This window comes from Sulfurospirillum arcachonense DSM 9755 (assembly GCF_000597725.1).
Lineage (GTDB): Bacteria > Campylobacterota > Campylobacteria > Campylobacterales > Sulfurospirillaceae > Sulfurospirillum_A > Sulfurospirillum_A arcachonense.
The window spans coordinates 138,936-158,383 of sequence record NZ_JFBL01000003.1; the positions used below are offsets into that span (position 1 = coordinate 138,936).

A 19,448-nucleotide genomic window follows, 5' to 3' on the forward strand; every position below is an offset into this window, starting at 1 on the left:
GTAAAATGATGAGAAATATTAGTATGAATTAATTACAATTTGGTTTCAATTTTAAAAGAAAAATCAGAGCCAACTCCAACTTCACTTTGTATATCTAAATCACTATTATGAAGGTTTAAAATGTACTTAACAAGTGCAAGCCCAAGTCCTATAGAGTTATCCCAAGATAGGGTATTTGAGCGATAGAATTTGTTTGTAACTTTTTCTATTTCATCAGGAGCTATTCCTATACCTGTATCTTTTACATGTAAAGTTCCATTTTCTATTTCTATATGAATGTCACTGTGGGAGTATTTGACAGCATTGTCAATAAGATTTGTAATTACGAGTTCAATCATTGTTTTATCAGCATTGACAATATAGCTTTCACCTTTACATGTAAATTCTCTATCATTGTTATTATCTTTAAAACTACTGAGTATATCTTGCGTTAAATTATATAAATCAAATTTTGTGAGTTTTGGAGATAGATCACCATTTTCAAATTTTGTTGCTAGGGAAAGTCTATCTATCATGCTTGAAATTTTGTGAGAATTTTTTATGATTTTTTCTAAAAATCTCTCTTTTATACTGGTATTTGCGTTAGGATCATCCATAAGAGTTTGAGCATATCCTATCACTGAAGCTATAGGGTTTTTAAATTCATGACTGATTGCTGAGATGATATCGCTTCTTTGTTTACTTATAAGTTTTATTTTTGCTGTATATTTTCTTTTTTGTTTTGATCTTTTTTCAAGTATACGAGCGAGTTTTTCTATGTGAGATTCTATTGTAAAAAATTCTTTTGCAAAAGAAGCATTTACAACTGCTTTAAAATTTTTATTAGAAATCTCATCGAGGGTATTTGTTACTTTACCTATCTCTTTTTCAATTTTTTGACTTAGTTTATAAAAAACATAAAGACCTAAAAAAATAGAAGAAGCAAAGATAATAGTAAGTTTGATCCACATATTGTAAAATTCTTGAGAAATAGAGTTTAACTTCATAGAAAGTCGTATGAAAATAGGTTGTTCTTTGTAGTAAGTTTGACTTGCTAAGTATAAAAAGTCAATACCTATTGTTTTTGAGTGACGTACGGCATAACCATCTTCATTGGCTCTTGAAAGTTTTATTTCTCTTCTATCACTATGGTTTTCCATCTCTTTTTTATCATAATCACTCTCAGCCAGAATGACACCATCATCGTCTATAACAGTAAGTCTGTTGTTTGTAGCTTTTTTTACACGTAAAGCAAATTCATCTAAATTTTTAATCAAAGGAAGTTGTGCTTTTACGAGTTCTACTTCTTTTTTTATAAAGTTTTTATACTGTTGGAGATTTATCTCTTTTACTGTAAAATAACTTACTGCTGTAGTAAGAAGTAGTGTAGTAACAAATATAAGTAAAAAGTTGATGATAAAATGTTGGTGAAGCTTCACGAGATACTGTACCCCACACCCCAAACAGATTTAATGTACTCTTTAGAGCCATCGGGGTCAATTTTCTTTTTTAAGCGATTGACTGCAACATTAACTGTTTTATCTTGAAAAAATGTTTCATCTTTCCAAACATGAGTGAGGAGATACTCTCGATTTAAAACGTTGTTTTTATTTTCTATGAGAGTTTTTAAAAGTTCAAATTCTAGCTTTGTTAAATCAATTTCTTTTTTATTTACATATACTTTTCGTGATTTATTATCTAGTAAAATATCTTTATGTTCTATGGTTTCAAGGCTTGTTGGGTTTGTTCTTTTTAAAATAGCTTTGATTCTAAGGATAAGTTCTTTTATGTTGTATGGTTTTGTAAGATAGTCATCACCACCACGCTCAAAACCTTCTTCTATATCTTCATCTTTGTCTTTTGCAGTAGCAAAAATCGTTGGGATATTAATCCCAACTTCACGCAAGTTTTTTACAAACTCACTGCCTTCAATATTTGGTAGGTTTCTATCTACTATCATTAAATCAACTTTTTCTTCTTTTAAAAGTTTTTCAACATTTTTAGTAGATAAAAAACCGACTGTTTCAAATCCAGCTTTTTGTAAGTTATACTCTAAAAGTTCTAATAAATCTTCTTCATCTTCAATTATAACTATCATACAATGACCTTAACCAAAGTGTTTAATTTCCCCACCAACTCTTGCAAATAACATAAGTTTTGTTATGTTTACAGCACGATCTGCCATACGTTCAAGTTTTCTCATTGTACTTAAAATTTCTATAGATTCTGCTGATTTTTCAATATCTTTACATAAATCAGCCATAATGTTTTTTTCTAAGATAGAGTATAAATCATCAGTTTTACTCTCTTCAACACAAGTTTTTCTATAAAGGTCATTTGCTGCATCTTTTGAGTCCACTTCTAAAGACTCTATAGAACAAGTTATCGCTTTAAAAGCACTTTTTGCAAGATGATTTGAGTACTCTTGAAGAGTTGTAAAGTCTATTTCACTTGTAATATGATTTTTCATGCGCTTACTAAAACTTTTTACATTGTCACTGAGTCTTACTAGTTCACTCGTGATTTTTAAGTAAGCAACAATTTCTCTAAGCTCAACTGCTTCTGGTTCAAACAGTGCTAAAATTTTTAAAATATTTTGATCAATGTCATTGGCACTTTGTTCAACATTTTTAAGAGAGTCTCTTGCATCATTAAATTTTGAAATATCTAGTGATTGAACACCGATTTCAGCACTTGCAACAGCATCTTTGATATCTGCTCCTAAGTCATGTAATTGAACCTTTAACTCTTGTAATTGTTCTTCATATCTGTCTAACATAATTTTCCTTGGTATTTTATTGCCTAAACTCTACTAAATCATTGTTACGATTTGGTAACACCTGATATAACTTACGGTTATCAAATTGTAATTATAGAATAATAAAATAGCAAAATGAAGGAGATATTATGGTAGATATTGAAAAAGCAATACAAAAGAAATTTCCAAAGTTTGAGCACTACCCACAGTTTGTAAAAAAGCCATTTACATATATGAGTAAAAAACTGATGTATGAAGAAGAGATAAATAGTTTTTTAGAAAAATATAATACTTTGGAAAGTTTTGATTTTATTGAAGCTATATTAGAGTACTTTGGATTTGGATATAGTATTTCTAATAAAGCAAAGCGTAATATTCCAGCTTCAGGAAGAGTAGTAATTATAGCAAATCATCCTCTTGGTGCTTTGGATGCACTTAGCCTTATCTCTTTAATTAAAGAGATAAGAAGTGATGTAAAAATAGTTGCAAATGATATACTTATGCAAGTTCCTCAACTTCAATCTTTACTAATCCCTGTAGATAATATCTCACAATCTTCTACAAAAGAGCAGATAAAAAACGTATATAAAGCACTTGAAAATGATGAAGCAGTTATCATTTTTCCTTCAGGTGAAGTTTCACGTGCAAGAGTTACTGGTATAAAAGATACGTATTGGCAAAAAGGCTTTTTAAGATTTGCAAAAAAGACAAATTCTCCTATATTACCAGTTTTTATAGAAGCAAAAAATTCTTCTTTTTTTTATACACTCTCAGCACTCAATAAAAAGCTTTCAGGACTTTTTTTAGTAAGAGAAATGTTTTTGCAAAGATCAAAAGGAGTAAGTTTTAAAGTAGGAGAGCTTATACCTTATAAAAATATATCAAAAACTGAATTATCTGAAAAAATGCTTGTTAATCTTTTAAAAAAACACCTCTATAAAATAAGTAAAAATAAGCCAGGAATATTTCAAACACAAACTTCTATTGCTCATCCTGAAAATCGACAAGAAATAAAAAAAGAGTTAAAAAATGCAGAGTTTTTAAGTACAACGAATGATGGTAAAAAAATCTATTTAGCAGAGTATGAAAAGAGTCCAACTATTTTAAAAGAGATAGGACGACTTAGAGAATATAGTTTTAGAAAAGTAGAAGAGGGAACAGGATCTAAAAGAGATACAGATTCTTATGATAAATATTATAAGCATATAGTTTTATGGGATGATGAAGAGTTAGAAGTGGTAGGAAGTTATAGAATAGGAGAGTCAGGGTTTATAAAACAATATTTTGAAATTGAAGGTTTTTATTCGAGTACACTTTTTAAGTATCAAGAGTCATTCAATAAGTATCTTATAAACTCTATTGAATTAGGAAGAAGTTTTGTACAACCTAAGTATTGGGGTTCTCGAGCACTTGATTATCTTTGGCAAGGCATAGGCGCATATTTAGCTAAAAATAGTGATGTAAAGTATATGTTTGGACCAGTTTCTCTAAGTGATATGTATCCTAAAATAGCAAAAAATTTGCTAATTACTTTTTATAAACTTTATTTTAGCCCTAAAGAGGAAATAGTTGTTGCAAAAAATAGTTTTTTTATGAGTAAGTTAGAAAAAGAAGAAGCAAGAAACTTTTTTTGTGCAAATGATTATGCTGCAGATTTTCGTATACTAAAAGAACAACTCTCTCACTTAGGACTTAGTGTTCCTACTTTATATAAGCAGTATGCTGATTTGTGTGAAGAGGGCGGTATAGAATTTGTGGATTTTAATGTAGATGGAGATTTCTCAAATTGTGTAGATAGTTTTATTATAGTAGATATAGATAAAATAAAAGAAGTAAAAAGAAAAAGATATATTAAATAGTGTTTACATGTAAAGTTTATTGTTTTTTGTTATCTTTTCTTTTTTGGTAGCGTTTTTCTTTTTTTACTGAGTGTATCCATAACCAATTGACTGTAAAATAAGTAAAGGTTGAAACTCCAATAGCATATACTAAGGTTCCAAGATATAAAGGAATAAAAATATTGCTAAGGTTGTTTTCAAACCATTGCATTGTAAGTTCTACACTTGCTACTTCACTTCCTAAAATAAAACTTCCTGTGATGTATTCCATATAGTACATAAAAGGCATAGTGATTGGGTTGCTTAACCAAACCGCTGTAAAGGCAATGGGGATATTAAATTTAAAAAAAGGAATCATAGCTACGACTGCAAGCATTTGAAAGGGCATAGGTATGAAACCCCAAAATATACCCACTAACAAACCACGAGTTGTAGCTTTCCTGTTTGATGAGAGATATTCTCTAGGAATATTATATTTTTTTATAAATGAATCTAGGTTACTTTTTTTCTTATTTTTTCTTTTAAATACTCTTCTAATCATGGAGTGAAGTATATCATAAATATAGTAGTCGTATAATAATAAATAAGAACTATGTAAAAGTGTGTTAATGCCATGAAAATATATAAGGAGTCATGATGTTTAGCAAAGAAAAAATCAAAGAGATAGTAACTATATCTTTAATCGCAGATTCTTATAGCCTTGGAGCTCATTGGGTTTATGATGAGGAACAGCTCAAAAATTTAGATATTGATTGGGAAAAGTTAAATGCTCCACAAGCTATGTGGCATAAGGGTAAGAGTGCTGGAGATTTTACACATATTGGTGACCAAGCTTATTGGTTGTATCAGTTTTTACAAGACAAAGAAACTTTTTATCCTTTAGAGTATTTAACTTTTTGGAAAGAGAAAATGAGTGACTATGAAGGTTATATTGATGGTGCAACAAGAGAGACTTTAGAAAATATAGATAATGGCAAGTTGAGTGGTTCAAACTCTGATGACTTTTCTGTTATAGGAAGAATGTTTTCTTTGTTACTTGTTTCTAAAACGGAAGAAGATTTTTTAAAAAATGTAAAAAAATTTATAAAGTTATCACATGATAATGAAAAAGTTATAGAAGTAGCTCTCTTTTTTGCAAAATTACTTTTACATGTAAAGGATTCAAAAAATATAGAAATGAGTATGCGTACACTCTCAGAGCATTTTAGTGAGTATGTCAAACAAAGTGTCAAAGAAGGTATAGATTCCAAAGATAAAGACAGTTTTACTACAATAAGGAACTTTGGACCTGCTTGTGGGATAGATGAAGGTTTTCGTGGAATTATTCACCTTTTAGTGAAGTATCCAGATGATTTGAAAGAACTTTTAATGCAAAATGCAAAAGCAGGAGGAGATAGTTCATCTCGTTCTATGATTGCCTCTAGTATATTGACTGCTATAAAGACACAAGAGAGTCTTCCTAAAGATTGGTACAAAATAAATTTATAATTTCCATATAAAAGGCTCAAACTTTATCCAATAGTTTAAGCCTTTTTACTACACAAATACTACACATTTCATAAATAATTACTACACACTTAGCCGTTATAATTTCAGTACAAATCAAAACAAGGAAAGAAAGATGAAGACAGGAAATAAGCTAAAATTAGCAGGAATTCTTTTAGGAACAACACTTATTACAGCAACTGCAGCAGTAGCTGGATCAGGTGATGGTAAATGTGGAGCAGGAAGTTGTGGTGATAAAAAAGTAAAATCTGAAAAGATGATGACTAAAGCTAAAGATGGTAAATGTGGAGCAGGAAGTTGTGGTGACAAAAAAGCAATGACTAAAGAAGCAAAAAAAATGAAAAGTGCTAGTAAAAGTGCCGATGCAAAATGTGGCGCTGGTAAATGCGGCTAGTATTTGAGGTAAAGTTATGAACAACATAAATGGATTAGGCTTAGGGCTTAGAAGAGATTTTTTACAAGAGATTGATGCTGATGGATTTTTACCTGATTGGTGGGAAATTGCACCTGAAAATTGGTTTGATATTCCATTTCATCATAGAGAAAAATTTGAAGAAGTGATATCTTTGCGACCAGTAGTTGCTCATGGCTTATCTTTATCAATAGGTTCACATGAACCTATTGATAAAAAGTTTTTAAAACAGATGAAAAGTTTTTTAGATAGGTACAAAATAGAAGACTATTCAGATCATATTAGTTTTACTTCACTTTTGGGTTCACAAACTTATGATTTATTGCCTCTTAGTATGACTAAAAAAAGTATAGAGCATACAAGTGATAAGATAAAAAGAGTGATGGATTATATGCAAAGAGAGCTTATTTTGGAAAATGCAACATATTATTATGTTCCTGATTCTGATATGAGAGAAGTTGAGTTTATAAATGAGCTTATGGAAAAATCAGGAGCAAAATTGCTTTTAGATGTAAATAATATTTATGTAAATGCGCAAAATCATGGATTTGATGCACATGAGTTTTTAAATGAACTAGATGTAAGTAAAGCAGCATATATTCATGTTGCTGGACATTATGAAGATGAAGAGTTAGGTATGATTATAGACTCTCATGGAATGCCTGTCAAACAAGAAGTATGGGATTTTTTAGGTGATACTTTAAAAAAAGTGGATATTCCTGTAATGATAGAGAGAGATAACAATATACCTCAATACTCTGTCATGGAAAAAGAGTATAAAATACTCAAAAAGGTAGTTAAAAATGCGAGAATTTAAAGCACAAAAAAAGCTTATTGATATTGCTTTTGAAAATGCCAAACTACCGAAAAATCACCAAGGCTATAAGATATATAAAGCTTTGGTATTTCATAGATTTTTTGAAGTCTTAAGTAATGCTTATCCTATATTTTATGAAGAAGTGGATAAAAAGAGATTTGAAAAAATTATTTATGAATTTATGAGGTATGGTGCTAAGAGTGAAGTGATGTGGAAGTTACCCAATGAATTTAGGACTTTTGTAAAAAAACACAAGAAGTTCCAAGAAATTCCTTATGTGAATGAGCTTTTATGGTTTGAGTGGGTTGAAGTAGCATTGATGATGAGAAATTACAAAAGCCAAAAAGAAAAAAAGTTTTCTTATTCTAAAAATTATAAATTAAACTCTAGTGTACTTTTAAAAAAGTTAGACTATAAGGTCTTTGAGAAAGAAAGCTATGATAAAAAAGGTGAGTATTATCTTTTAGCATATTATGATTTTAATGATTTGCAAGTCTATTATAGAGAGATTTCTTTACCAATGTATATGTTTTTAAAAGAGTTAAACAAAAATGGCTTAAATCAAGCGATTAATTTGATAGCAAAAAAAAGCAAACAAACGAAAAAAGAAGTAAAAGAGTTTTTTAAAGCTTCATTAGAAGAGTTAATAAACCTAAGAATTTTAAAAAGGATCTGAGATGTCAATGAAAAATTGTTATTTCAAAGTAGAAAAAATCACAGATAATTTTCAAAGTATTGCATTATTGTTTGCAAGACTAACTATAGCGTATGGTTTTTTTGAACCAGCTATGAAAAAGTGGCAAGGTATGGATAATGTAGTGGCATGGTTTGGTTCAATGGGAATTCCTTTTCCTTCCCTAAACGCTTATATGGCAGCTTCTACGGAAACTTTAGGAGTAGTTTTACTTACGTTTGGATTGTTTACGAGACTTATATCTATACCACTTATAGTAATTATGTTAGTAGCTATATTTTTAGTGCATTTTCAAAATGGTTTTAGTGCAGCAGCAAATGGATTTGAAATACCATTTTATTATATGTTGTTTTTGATGATTTTTACATCTTTTGGAGCAGGTAAGATAAGTTTGGATAATTTTTTCTTTAAAAAGTAGGAGAGTTGGGAGTGAAAGTCACTCCCTCTTAGATTATGCAGCTTTTTTAATTACTTTTTTAGCAACTTTTTTAGCAACTTTTTTTGCAGTTGGTTTTGCTTTAGTAACAGCTTTAGTAACTTTTTTTAGTACTTTATCAGCACATTTTTTAGTTATAACTTTTTTAGATACAGCTTTTTTTGTAGCTTTCTTAGCAACTTTTGATACAGCTTTCTTCTTTAGAACTTTAGACATGTTATGTCCCCTTTTAATTTAATTTTTAATTACTAATAGTAATAAATTATAGTAATTGTATACTTTTTATTCTTTTTTGTCAAGAAATAAGTTATAATTATAAGAGATTATGGTGAAGGATGAGGAAATGACTTTTATAGAGTTTAAAAAATATTTATTAGAGGCAGAAATAACATTGCCTAAATTTAGTAAATTAATTAAAGTAAGTGAAAAAAATATTCAATCGTATAAGAAAAAAGGTGAAGTTCCAAATACTATAGCTGTTATAGTAAAAAGTTTTTCAAAAATGCATGAAGTTGGTATTGATTACCGTAGTAGCATAGAAGAATTAGAACTTGTTGCAAAAGTAAAAAAAGGTGCAGGATTTGCAAAAAAAGCTGAAAAAGTTAAAAAAGAAGAGAAAGCCTTTTAACGTATACATGTAGACTACACATAAAAATACTATAATAGAATTCAATAAAGACAGAACTTATAAGAATGTGTTTCTTATAAAGGAAAAACAATGAAAATTTTATTATTAGAAGACGATTTGATTTTATCAGATATTTTAACACACCATTTAAGAGAAAGTGGTTTTGAAGTTATACATGTAGAAGATGGAGAGAGTGCATTGGAATGTGCTACTGAATCTAAGTTTGATTTAATGCTTTTGGACATAAATGTTCCGAAAAAAAGTGGACTTGAAGTTGTCAAGACTTTAAGAGAGTATAACAATACAACCCCAGCAATTATTATAACAGCTTATCACGATACGTCACATATGAAAAATGGTTTTGAAAGTGGTTGTGATGACTATATAAAAAAACCTTTTGATTTAGAAGAGTTAGATTTACGTATAAAAAATATTCAAAAAAGATTTTCAATAGAGAGTGAAGATGAGATCAAATTGGATATTGATACAACTTTAGTATCAACAAAAAATAGGCTAGTTGTTCAAGGTAAAGAGTATCAATTAGCAAATAAAGAGTGTGAAATTTTAGGTTATCTTTTAGCCCATAAAAAAAGAGTCGTCTCTTCAGATGAGTTGATGCAAAATTTGTGGGAGTATGAATCTATGCCTAGTGATGCTACAATTAGGGTATATATCAAAAATTTACGAAATATTTTAGGAAAAGATAGAATTAAAACCATAAGAGGAAGTGGGTACTACTTTGAATAAAGAAGAAAAAAGAGCACTGATTAGTTTTTTAGCTATATATATTTTTTCAGCTATGATATTGGTGAGTATTATTGGTGTTTTGTATTATAAAAAAGAGATAGTAGCTATAGATGATAGATGTTCTATTGAAATGGCAAATGCAGCCATGATAGTTGAAAAAGATTTGATACAAGCAAAAATGGAGGGTAGAGAGTATAAGTTTGCTTCGCCTTCAAAAACTTTAAATATAGGGCTTTATGACAAAGATGGAAAAGCTATTTTATCAAATATACAAAGTAAAAAAGTTTATGTTTCAAAAAAAGCTTATAAAAGTAATACTCACGAGTATCATATAGATAAACTTTCAATGCCTGTGTTTGGTATACACTACATTGCTGTAGAAGGAAATGAAGCGGATTCTCAAAAATTTAGACTTATTCTAATCATAGCAACTGTGATTTTGATTGCAACTATTTTTGTAGGTTTTGTTGGGTATTTTTTGAGCAAGTTACTTATAGCTCCTATAAAATCAAGAATGGAAAAACTTAATTGTTTTATAAAAGATAGTTCACACGATTTAAATACACCAATATCTGCTTTAATGATGAGTGTTTCTTCTTTAAGACATAAAGATAAGATAGATAGTAGAGTTTTAAATCATATCTCAATTAGTACAAAACTTATCTCACAGATATATAATTCTCTCTCTTTTATTGCTTTTAACGATAAAGATGAAGTACTAAATCAAGATTTTGATTTAGCAGATATTGTAAGAGAGAGCGTAAAGTTTTTTGATGAAATAGCAGTAAATAGAGGTAATACAATACTTTGTGAGTTAGAACCTACTATAATAAATATGGATAAATCTCGTATACAAAAAGTTATTAATAATCTAATATCGAATGCATTAAAGTACTCTTATCCAAAAACAGAAGTTTTGATCAAATTAAAAGATCATGTTTTTAGTATACAAGATAAAGGAATTGGTATTGCTAAAGAAGACCAAGAAGCAATCTTTAACCGATACGAGAGAAAGAGTAAAGATATAGGGGGTTTTGGTATAGGACTCGATATAGTAAAATCAGTTTGTCATACGTACAACATAAAAATTGGAATAGATTCAAAACTTGAAGAGGGAACTACTTTTTATCTAAACTTTTCTAGTTAAATTTTTTAAGTTCTCTTTTTAAATCACCAATAAGACCAGTTTGTCTTAAGGCTATATACGTTCGTAGTTTAGATTTAATAAGTCTATTTGGAGTGATGTTTAATACAATTTTATTGTTTATAATACTATATAAAACAGCTTTTGTTTTTACCATAGTTAAGAAACTTTTTTTTGTAGGAATTTGAAATTGTAAAGTAAGTTCTGTATTCCAAAGAGGATTTTTTGTAAGAGTTTCTAAATTGGTTGGTTTTACATCCAAAACAACAGAATTCTCAGAGAGTGATATGATAGATCCTTCAAGTAACTTTTTATTTTCTAAAGATAAAGAAGCATAGATATTTCGTTCAGGTTCCACCCTTATACCACTTCTCTCTACAGGAGAAGAGTCTAAAAATTCTAAATTGCTTAAAACCATTAAAGATTTGTTTGGCTCAATCTTTGTTATCGATGCTTTTATAATAGCAGGGATAAGGTCATGTTGGATAAAAGTAAATTTTTCAATTTCATAAAAAGGAAGTTTTATTGGGTCTATTTTTATTTGAATAAGTCCTTGGTCAAATTTTAAAACTTGCACTTTTTCTGTTATTGGAAGACCTTGATAAAAATTATAGAGTTTTATATCGCTTACTTTTTTAAATATATTGTTTAAAACTTTTTTATCACTTTGTGTTTCATAAAAATCAAAATCAGATGTTCCATAAAAAGTTTTTGTTTTAGAAGATAATTTGGACATAACATAATATTTGTCTAGTCTGTCTAGTAGAGTTTTATAGGTATCATTTTCATGAAGAAGTGTAATTCCTATGTTAGTTATTTCAGTTTTAAATTTGAATTTAATTTTTTGTATCATTTGGGTGATGATAGATTTTGCTTCATGGATTTTACAATCTCTGAGAAAAATAATAAAAGTATCATTGGGTTGTTGCAAAATAGAGTTAAAATCAGAAAAAGAGTGTATAAAAGATATGAGGTCTTTAAAGAAGAAGCTATCTTCAAGATCGACATCATAGCCAAACTTGACTATGCTAAGAGGAGTGTTGTGGTTTTGAGCAAACTCTATATTTGCTTCAATAATACCTTTATTAATGATATTGTTGATTTGAATTTCTCTTGTTTCCACGTGTTCCCTATCTTTTTTATCTAATCATACCAAAAAAAAACTATTTCTCAAACTCTCATCCAGCCATGCATTTTTTTTGCTGAGATTATATTATATTGGGCATTTAATTCTATAGAATTTAATGCAACAAAATTAGAATTTTCAAATGTTTTAGAGAGACTATCTGTAGACTCTTTTTTAGAAAGTATAAAAAGATGTCCCGCATTTTTAATGATTCTATAGAGTTTATTCGCTATTTCTGTGATATCTTCTTTTTTTTCTAGGCTAGCACATAAAAATAAAAAATCATATTGGATGGCATTATGGTTGTACCTATTTTGCTCAAAGCTAAAATCATCTACATGTAAATGATTTGGATAAATTTTTTGTTTTAAACTCTTTACATGTAAAGAAGCATTTATACTTTGTGAAAACTTGGCTAAACTTGTAACACACTCATAATTTTCATCTTCTATGATCGAGATAAAAAGACCAGGATGATGAGGAATAAGATCATATAGTAGTTCTAGCTCTTTCATTAGCTAGTTACCTCATGAAGTTCTCTAAACATATATGCTTCAACAATATCTTCAATACTTCTTTGCATAGGAGCTACTAAAATACCAATGCCTTCAATAAAAAACTCACTGATAAATTCTTGTGAACTAATAACAACAACATAATCTATAAGCTCATTAATATCTTCCTTTTTTTCATAGGTGTCGAGTTGTTTTAGTGTTCCATTGTCTAATGAAGCCAATGCCCAAGCAGAGTTTTCTTCCATGCTGCATAAATTATTTTCAGAATTTATAGGAATAAGTAAATTCAAAATTTTCCTTTTTTTTCATAGTTTACCATTTAAGAGTTATTTTGTCTTCTTAATTTGGTATAATTCACTTTTAAAAGGAAGAAAATGAGTAAAAATTTTACAAATGAGTTAAAAGAAGTATATACATTAGTTGGAAATAGACAAAAAGAGTTAGGGGAGTATTTTAAAATACTAGAAGAAGACGATGATGATACATTTGCTGATATGAATAGATATATAGATAAGTTTATTCAAAAGATTGGACTCTCTTTAGTAAAAGAAAATAGGCTTTCAGTTTTAAGTAGACTTATATCTTTAAGAGATGAGCAGTTAGTACAATCTTTAGTAAAAGAGAATTTTAGTGATGAGAAAATTAGTGAGATAAAAGAGTTAGCTTATCTATGGGTAAAAGAGTTTTATATACAAAGACATGAAGAGTTTTTACAAAGCATAGAAGAAAAAGAACTTTTAAATGAGTTTTATAGAAGACTTTTAAGAGGGGTTCATGAAGTGGGAATTGCTATGAGTGAATGGCAAAGTTTATGGACAAAACATATTATTAACACAATTAACCCTGAACTTCAACATGAGTTTGGAGATGAAACAGTAGCTTTCTTAGAGAAACAAAAGCTTTATGATACGGATGAAAATGGAAATAAAGCGGATAGAGCGTATTCCGTTTTGAAAAAAGATAAATCAGGATACAGTGTTCAAGCATATGCTGAGTTTTTTGAAAATGAAGTAAATGAAGTAACTAAAGCGTATGAGACACTGATAAAAGATTTAGAATTATTAGAAGATGAAGATACGAATCAAAAAGAGGTTTATATATCGTATTTTAAAACTCTTCAAAATGCTTTTGGAGAAAAAGAAAGAAAAAATCTTATTCAAAGATGGCAAGATGTTGATAGAGCTTGGATGAAAGTAACGAGTCCTCTTCAAGTAGGTCATCCTTTAGAGTATTATGAAGATCATTTTAGAAAAGCTGTTGCATTAGAATGGGATGTTAGAATATCAAATCCAGATAATCTTGGGGCAGATAAAACATACAAAAATATTCTTTACATGTATAATACTTTATTTGAAAAATTAGGAAGTCAAAAGAAAAAAGTTTTAGAGTTAACTCTTGCAAATTTACAAAGAGTTGGATTATATATTGGTCGTCCTGCACTTTTTTATGGAGCAGAATTTAACGGACTTTTTTCAGCTCAAGTTGTTCCAAATGATGAACAAGTAAGTAAAGAAGAGGGAAAAAAGATATTTGCATTTTCGGATAATATTCTTGATTCTTTAAGAGCAAAACCATTTTTAAAAATTCAAAATAAAATCTTTGGAAAAGAGTTTATGGATGTTGAGAGAGAATTGGTTTTCAAAAAGAGTGAGCTTTGGCACAAAGTATATGAAGTAACAACTATAGGACATGAATATGGACATATTTTATGGCTAGATAATGATACTGAGAGTAGAATGAATGTTAGTGGAGTTTTTAAAAATATAGAAGAGTTTAAGGCAACCACTGGTGGATTGATGGCATTTTTTATGAATGAAGATGAGAGTTGTAAGTCTTATGTACTCAGTGATGTGATCAAAAGAGCTGTTGGTTTGATAGGTTGGATGAAAACAGATGAGGTGCAACCTTATTATTGTGAAGGGTTGATTCACTTGAAAGGGTTATTTGAAACACAGGTATTAAGTTTTGATGAAAGTTTGAGCATAGATACAAGTGATGATGCTTATGAGAGACTCAAAAAATGGTATCAAACTACATATGAAGATTTAGCATCTCACTATTTGGCAAAAAAAGATGCAAATGAGTTTTTATCAAAATATGCAGTAAAAATCAACCATTCGTATATGCCACTTGATAAAAAAGTTAAATCTTTTGTAGACTACTATTGGAGTTTACATCAAGATATTGGTAGAGATATTGATGAGGATGAACATAGAGAAGATTGGATTTGATTTTAAAGGATTTTCGATGCATAAGTATATATTGATTTTATTAGCTCTATTTTTAGTTGGTTGTTCTCCAAAATATGTCGTGAAAAAACAGTATATTCCTAAAAAAGAGAAAAGTTTTGCAGGCTGTGTACAAACTTGTGAAGTAGAAAAAAGTGTATGTAAGCAGGATTGTAAAAATCAATTTGATTTTTGTATGAGTGATGCATATACTAGGTCAAAAGATATTTCTAATATAGAATTTTTAAAATATGATGAGGAGTATGAAGAGTATCTTTTAAAACTAAGTGATTATAAAAGGCATAGACATCAGTTTGATAGAAATTATCGTAAGGTGGAAAATGATTATAGATATTTTCGTAAACGGTGTGCTAGAACAAAAAAACATTATCCTTGTTATCGAGAACATGAGTTAAATAAAAAATTATTACATATGAGAAGCAATGTTATAGTTTATCCAGTAGCACCTATAAAACCATCTTTTGAAGCTATTTTAGTTAAGCAACAGAGTTTTTGTAAAAGTAATTGTGGATGTGATGAGAGTTTTGATAGATGTTATGTAGAGTGTGGAGGAGCAGTAGTCCCTTATAAATTTTGTATAAAAAACTGTGATTAATTTTGTAACTGTTTAGTAATTTCGATTTAATATACTTTGAAAAAAGGAGTAGATTAAAGTGGATAAAAAATGGCTAGATTTAATAGACACAGTTGATTATGCTTTTCAGCCTATAGTAAATATTCATAGTGGAAAAATGTATGGGCTTGAAGCATTGATTCGCAATTATGAGTCTGACGAATTTCACTCAATAGACTCCGTTTTTGATACAGCTTATAGTGAAAATGTTTTGTATAAGTTGGATATGATTTTAAGACAAAAAGCCATAGAAAAATTTGCAAATTATGAGTTTGCAAAAGATTTAAAACTTTTTTATAACCTTGACAATAGAATAACTTCGATGCCTGATTTTTCTTCTGGTAAAACAATTGATGTCATGGATATGTTTGATTTAGATAAAGCTAACATATGTTTTGAGCTCTCTGAAAAACATCAAGCAGGAGCATTTACGGGAATCGATCATTTAGTTTTAAATATATACAAACAACAAGGTTATAAAATGGCTATTGATGATTTTGGAGTTGGATTTTCTGGACTTCAAATGTTGTATCGCTCAGAACCAGACATTATTAAAATAGATAGATTTTTTATATCTGATATAGATACAAATAAAAAGAAAAAACTTTTTGTAAATTCTATTGTTGAAATGTCACAAGCTATGGGTATTTATGTGGTTGCTGAAGGTGTTGAAACCCTCAAAGAGTATGAAGAGTGTAAACGTCTTGGTTGCAATATGATTCAAGGATATTTTGTAGCAAAACCTACTCAAAATTTAAAAGATTTAAGATTAGAATATAAAAATATTTCTGATTTATCGTTACAAAACAAAAGAGACAACCATAAAATACAAAATATAAAAGATTATTTAGAAATTTTGCCTACACTTAAAGATACATCAAATCTAGATGATGTATTTGAATATCTTAGAGATAATTTAGGAACATCAATTATACCTATACTCTCAAAAGATTTAGGACCAGTTGGCATTATAAAAGAAGTAGATTTAAAACAATATACTTATTCTCAATTTGGATATTCGATTTTAAAAAATCAGACGAAAGGAGAGATTAAAAAGTTTACAATTCCTTGTGGGATTGCTGATATTAATGATCCTTTAGGCAAAATACTTAAAATATACTCTTACAATAGTGATAATGGCGGTATTATAATAACACAAGATAATCAATATGTGGGGTATTTAAGTGCTAAAGTTATTTTGGATATAGTCAATGAAAAAAGCGTATTAGATGCAAAAGAGCAAAATCCACTAACGGGTTTAAATGGAAATAAAATTATTAATGAATATATAAGCGATAGATTAAAATCAGGACAAGAATATGTGATGATTTATTTTGATTTTGATAATTTTAAACCTTATAATGATTTTTATGGATTTAGAAAAGGTGATAGAGTTATATTACTTTTTGCTGATATCCTTAAAAAAGATTCTAAATTTAAAGATCATTTAGTTGGTCATATTGGCGGAGATGATTTTTTCTTGGCATGGAATTGTTCAGAAGATTCGTATGATAAAATATATGAAAAAATTAAAAAGATAGTAGATAAATTTTCTCATGATGTGGAAAGTTTTTATGATGAAAAAGATAGAAAAAATGGCTATATAAATGCAAAAAATAGAGAGGGAGAATTGAAAAAATTTGATCTTCTTACTGTAAGTGCAGCAGCAATTTTAGTAAAAAGCACTGAAAAAACAAAAGAAGAAACAGTAGTTGAAGAACTCTCTAGACTTAAAAAAAGTGCAAAAACTATGAAAAATCATATAGCTTTAGCTACATTTTTAAATTAATTGTCAATATTTTTAAAAAAAAACCTATTTCTTATGCCTATTTAAGGCTAATGGGTTATAATCGCCATTATAATACTTTTTATGTAAAGAATCGTTGTGAAAAAACACATTGCTGAACAAACAGTTATATTTTTTAGTGTTTCAAAATGGTTGATTTTATCTTCAGCAGTCGGAATTATGATTGGTGCATTGATGTCAATCTTTTTAAAACTTTTACATTCTGCAGAAGATAGCAGAAATATACTTCCTTTTAATTATTATTATTTACTTCCTTTTGCTTTAATGTTAACTATTTGGATTGTAAGAACTTTTGATCGAACAGCGACTGGGCATGGTACAGAAAAAGTGATAGAAGCCGTTCATAAAAAAGATGGTTTTATTAATGTAAAAGTTATACCTGTAAAACTTGTTGCAACTATTATTACTATTTTTGCAGGGGGTTCAGTAGGTAAAGAAGGACCTGGTGCACAAATAGGTGCTGGAGCTGCCTCATTTGCTTCAACAATACTAAAATTTTCTAAAAAAGATAGAAAGAAACTTGTAATTTGTGGTATTAGTGCAGGGTTTGCTTCAGTGTTTGGTACACCAATAGCAGGAGCTGTATTTGGAATCGAAGTTCTTATCATCGGTGTAATTATGTATGATGTTCTTTTACCTTCTTTTATAGCAGGATTTGCAGCTTTTACAACAGCCAAGTTCTTAGGTGTACATTATACTTACTATGATATAGATTTTTTTAGAAGTTTAAATTTAGATTTAATGTTAATATCTCAAGTTGTAGTTGCTGGCATATTTTTTGGAGTAGTTTCAGATTTATTTATAACTATTACTCATAAAGTGGAAGCTTTTATGGATAAAATACCTTATGACAGATACTTAAAAGCATTTGTAGCTGGTCTTATTATGGTTATCTTATCTTTGCTTATTTCAGATAAATATTTAGGATTAGGATTAGATACTATATCAAATGCACTTCATTCAGAAGTGATATTTTCAGATACTGTTCATTGGTATGATTTTCTTTTAAAAACGTTATTCACCTCTTTAACTTTAGGTGCTGGAGGAAGTGGTGGTGTTATTACTCCTGTATTTTTTGTAGGAGCAACGAGTGGTGTTGCTTTTGGTCATATTATTGGGGATAATATAGCTCTTTTTGCTGCACTTGGTTTTGTAAGTGTACTTGCAGGAACAACAAACTCTCCAATAGCTTCAATTATTATGGCAGTTGAGCTTTTTGGGACTCAAATATCTAATTATGCTGCAGTTAGTGTTGTTATTGCATTTTTAATAACAGGACATAGAAGTGTTTTTCCTTCTCAGCGTATAGGTGGATTTTCTAAAGCAGAAAACATTGAAGTAGGAGAAGGTAGTGATATAGAGCATACTCCAATTAGTGTTAATATGAAAGATATTGAAAAATTAAGACATATTAGAAGTAAGTTGCGTTATAAAAGTATAAAGTGGCAAATTAAGCATTTAAAAGATGAAAAAAAATCATAAACTATCATAAAGTGTATAAGCAACAAAAAACATAACAAGAGCTGTAAAAAAGTCTAGATATTTCCATGTAATTGGTTGTTTAAATAAAGGTATAAGTACACGACTCCCATAGGCTAAGGCAAAAAACCAAATAATAGATGCTGCAGTTGCTCCTAAAACAAAAAGATTTTGCTGTATTCCCACATATTTACTCCCAATAGTTCCTATTAGAATAACTGTATCTAAATAAACATGAGGATTTAAAAAAGATAAAGAAAAAAGAGTTGCTAAAATGAGTAGAGTAGATTTTTTACTAGAATGAGTATCTACTTTCATAGAGTGTTTACTAAAAGTAGATTTGAGTGCTATAACACCATAGGCTATTAGAAAAATGATACCAAACCAAGTAATATATATGATAAATTGAGGAAATGCTTCTAAAAGCTTACCCAAGCCTTTTACTCCTGCTATAATAAGAGCAGCATCAATCAAAGAACAAGTAAGTGCTACAGCAAATACAGACTCTTTTAATAGACCACGTTTGAGTACATAAATATTTTGTGCACCAATTGCCACTATGAGTCCAATACTTATTAAAAAACCATTGATAAAAGAACTTAACAATATAAATACCTTTGAAAATTTGTATGAATTGTAGCCAAAGCGAAAGTACTTTGCAAGAAGAGTGTAGCTAAGAGAAATTCCCTTAGCTACATGT

Annotated in this window: 22 protein-coding genes; 13 read left to right on the plus strand and 9 right to left on the minus strand. The window is 29.0% G+C overall.

The window, feature by feature from the left end; all coding sequences use genetic code 11:
- Window positions 1-32: 32 nt before the first annotated feature.
- Genes K354_RS0103790 through K354_RS0103800 form a run of 3 tightly spaced genes read right to left on the minus strand, consistent with a single transcriptional unit; the run spans window position 33 to window position 2,758 of the window.
- Complete coding sequence (locus K354_RS0103790) at window positions 33-1,418, minus strand: sensor histidine kinase (RefSeq protein ID WP_024954183.1); 1,386 nt, start codon at window positions 1,416-1,418, stop codon at window positions 33-35.
- Window positions 1,415-2,077: a response regulator transcription factor gene (locus K354_RS0103795; protein ID WP_024954184.1), complete on the minus strand. Its 663-nt coding sequence runs from the start codon at window positions 2,075-2,077 to the stop codon at window positions 1,415-1,417. The genes K354_RS0103790 and K354_RS0103795 overlap by 4 nt, the downstream gene beginning before the upstream one ends.
- 9 nt (window positions 2,078-2,086) lie before the next feature.
- The gene (locus K354_RS0103800) at window positions 2,087-2,758 is read right to left on the minus strand and encodes a phosphate signaling complex PhoU family protein (protein WP_024954185.1); all 672 of its coding nucleotides are present in this window, start codon (window positions 2,756-2,758) and stop codon (window positions 2,087-2,089) included.
- Between the two features lie 128 nt (window positions 2,759-2,886).
- Between K354_RS0103800 and olsF the strand changes: the two genes are divergently transcribed.
- Window positions 2,887-4,596, plus strand: coding sequence for a bifunctional ornithine lipid synthase OlsF (gene olsF, locus K354_RS0103805; protein ID WP_024954186.1), 1,710 nt, complete (start codon window positions 2,887-2,889; stop codon window positions 4,594-4,596).
- A gap of 16 nt (window positions 4,597-4,612) precedes the next feature.
- Here the strand turns inward: olsF and K354_RS0103810 are convergent, their stop codons facing one another.
- Window positions 4,613-5,116 carry a DUF2062 domain-containing protein gene (locus K354_RS0103810; protein WP_024954187.1) on the minus strand — a complete coding sequence of 168 codons (504 nt, stop codon included), beginning with the start codon at window positions 5,114-5,116 and terminating at the stop codon, window positions 4,613-4,615.
- A gap of 95 nt (window positions 5,117-5,211) precedes the next feature.
- Between K354_RS0103810 and K354_RS0103815 the strand changes: the two genes are divergently transcribed.
- The 5 genes from K354_RS0103815 to K354_RS0103835 all read left to right on the plus strand — a co-directional run bounded on the left by K354_RS0103815 (window position 5,212) and on the right by K354_RS0103835 (window position 8,422).
- Window positions 5,212-6,063 (plus strand): ADP-ribosylglycohydrolase family protein, encoded by an 852-nt coding sequence (locus K354_RS0103815; RefSeq protein WP_024954188.1) that lies wholly within the window; start codon window positions 5,212-5,214, stop codon window positions 6,061-6,063.
- A 133-nt stretch (window positions 6,064-6,196) separates the two neighbouring features.
- Window positions 6,197-6,475: an HvfA family oxazolone/thioamide-modified RiPP metallophore gene (locus K354_RS13905; RefSeq protein WP_024954189.1), complete on the plus strand. Its 279-nt coding sequence runs from the start codon at window positions 6,197-6,199 to the stop codon at window positions 6,473-6,475.
- A gap of 16 nt (window positions 6,476-6,491) precedes the next feature.
- A complete protein-coding gene (locus K354_RS13910; RefSeq protein WP_037940181.1) occupies window positions 6,492-7,310 on the plus strand; it encodes an MbnB/TglH/ChrH family RiPP precursor modification enzyme in 819 nt (272 codons plus the stop codon).
- The gene (locus K354_RS0103830) at window positions 7,297-7,986 is read left to right on the plus strand and encodes an HvfC/BufC family peptide modification chaperone (protein WP_024954190.1); all 690 of its coding nucleotides are present in this window, start codon (window positions 7,297-7,299) and stop codon (window positions 7,984-7,986) included. Before K354_RS13910 ends, K354_RS0103830 begins: the two co-directional genes overlap by 14 nt.
- Window position 7,987: 1 nt before the next feature.
- Window positions 7,988-8,422: an HvfX family Cu-binding RiPP maturation protein gene (locus K354_RS0103835; protein WP_024954191.1), complete on the plus strand. Its 435-nt coding sequence runs from the start codon at window positions 7,988-7,990 to the stop codon at window positions 8,420-8,422.
- 33 nt (window positions 8,423-8,455) lie between these two features.
- Here the strand turns inward: K354_RS0103835 and K354_RS0103840 are convergent, their stop codons facing one another.
- A complete protein-coding gene (locus K354_RS0103840) occupies window positions 8,456-8,656 on the minus strand; it encodes a hypothetical protein (RefSeq protein ID WP_024954192.1) in 201 nt (66 codons plus the stop codon).
- A 127-nt stretch (window positions 8,657-8,783) separates the two neighbouring features.
- On the opposite strand from K354_RS0103840, the gene K354_RS0103845 reads away from it, so the two are divergent.
- From K354_RS0103845 to K354_RS0103855, 3 genes are all read left to right on the plus strand, one after another.
- The gene (locus K354_RS0103845) at window positions 8,784-9,068 is read left to right on the plus strand and encodes a hypothetical protein (RefSeq protein ID WP_024954193.1); all 285 of its coding nucleotides are present in this window, start codon (window positions 8,784-8,786) and stop codon (window positions 9,066-9,068) included.
- A 90-nt stretch (window positions 9,069-9,158) separates the two neighbouring features.
- On the plus strand, window positions 9,159-9,815 hold the full coding sequence (locus K354_RS0103850; protein ID WP_024954194.1) for a response regulator transcription factor: 657 nt from the start codon (window positions 9,159-9,161) through the stop codon (window positions 9,813-9,815).
- Window positions 9,808-10,962 carry a sensor histidine kinase gene (locus tag K354_RS0103855; protein WP_024954195.1) on the plus strand — a complete coding sequence of 385 codons (1,155 nt, stop codon included), beginning with the start codon at window positions 9,808-9,810 and terminating at the stop codon, window positions 10,960-10,962. Before K354_RS0103850 ends, K354_RS0103855 begins: the two co-directional genes overlap by 8 nt.
- Here K354_RS0103855 and K354_RS0103860 read toward each other — a convergent pair.
- Genes K354_RS0103860 through K354_RS0103870 form a run of 3 tightly spaced genes read right to left on the minus strand, consistent with a single transcriptional unit; the run spans window position 10,955 to window position 12,890 of the window.
- On the minus strand, window positions 10,955-12,082 hold the full coding sequence (locus K354_RS0103860) for a hypothetical protein (RefSeq protein ID WP_024954196.1): 1,128 nt from the start codon (window positions 12,080-12,082) through the stop codon (window positions 10,955-10,957). The two genes, K354_RS0103855 and K354_RS0103860, sit on opposite strands and share 8 nt — an antisense overlap.
- A gap of 47 nt (window positions 12,083-12,129) precedes the next feature.
- Window positions 12,130-12,600, minus strand: a complete 471-nt coding sequence (locus K354_RS0103865; RefSeq protein ID WP_024954197.1) for a hypothetical protein — start codon at window positions 12,598-12,600, stop codon at window positions 12,130-12,132.
- Window positions 12,600-12,890: a hypothetical protein gene (locus K354_RS0103870; protein WP_024954198.1), complete on the minus strand. Its 291-nt coding sequence runs from the start codon at window positions 12,888-12,890 to the stop codon at window positions 12,600-12,602. Before K354_RS0103870 ends, K354_RS0103865 begins: the two co-directional genes overlap by 1 nt.
- An 84-nt stretch (window positions 12,891-12,974) precedes the next feature.
- On the opposite strand from K354_RS0103870, the gene ciaB reads away from it, so the two are divergent.
- The 4 genes from ciaB (at window position 12,975) to K354_RS0103890 (ending at window position 18,751) form a co-directional block, all read left to right on the plus strand.
- Window positions 12,975-14,831 carry an invasion protein CiaB gene (gene ciaB, locus K354_RS0103875; protein ID WP_024954199.1) on the plus strand — a complete coding sequence of 619 codons (1,857 nt, stop codon included), beginning with the start codon at window positions 12,975-12,977 and terminating at the stop codon, window positions 14,829-14,831.
- A gap of 16 nt (window positions 14,832-14,847) precedes the next feature.
- Entirely contained in the window at window positions 14,848-15,444 is a 597-nt protein-coding gene (locus K354_RS0103880) for a hypothetical protein (protein ID WP_024954200.1), read from the plus strand.
- Between the two features lie 58 nt (window positions 15,445-15,502).
- Window positions 15,503-17,251: an EAL domain-containing protein gene (locus K354_RS0103885; RefSeq protein WP_024954201.1), complete on the plus strand. Its 1,749-nt coding sequence runs from the start codon at window positions 15,503-15,505 to the stop codon at window positions 17,249-17,251.
- 96 nt (window positions 17,252-17,347) lie between these two features.
- Complete coding sequence (locus K354_RS0103890) at window positions 17,348-18,751, plus strand: chloride channel protein (RefSeq protein WP_024954202.1); 1,404 nt, start codon at window positions 17,348-17,350, stop codon at window positions 18,749-18,751.
- Here K354_RS0103890 and K354_RS0103895 read toward each other — a convergent pair.
- On the minus strand, window positions 18,746-19,354 hold the full coding sequence (locus K354_RS0103895) for a LysE/ArgO family amino acid transporter (protein WP_169733414.1): 609 nt from the start codon (window positions 19,352-19,354) through the stop codon (window positions 18,746-18,748). The genes K354_RS0103890 and K354_RS0103895 overlap by 6 nt on opposite strands.
- Window positions 19,355-19,448: the final 94 nt, after the last annotated feature.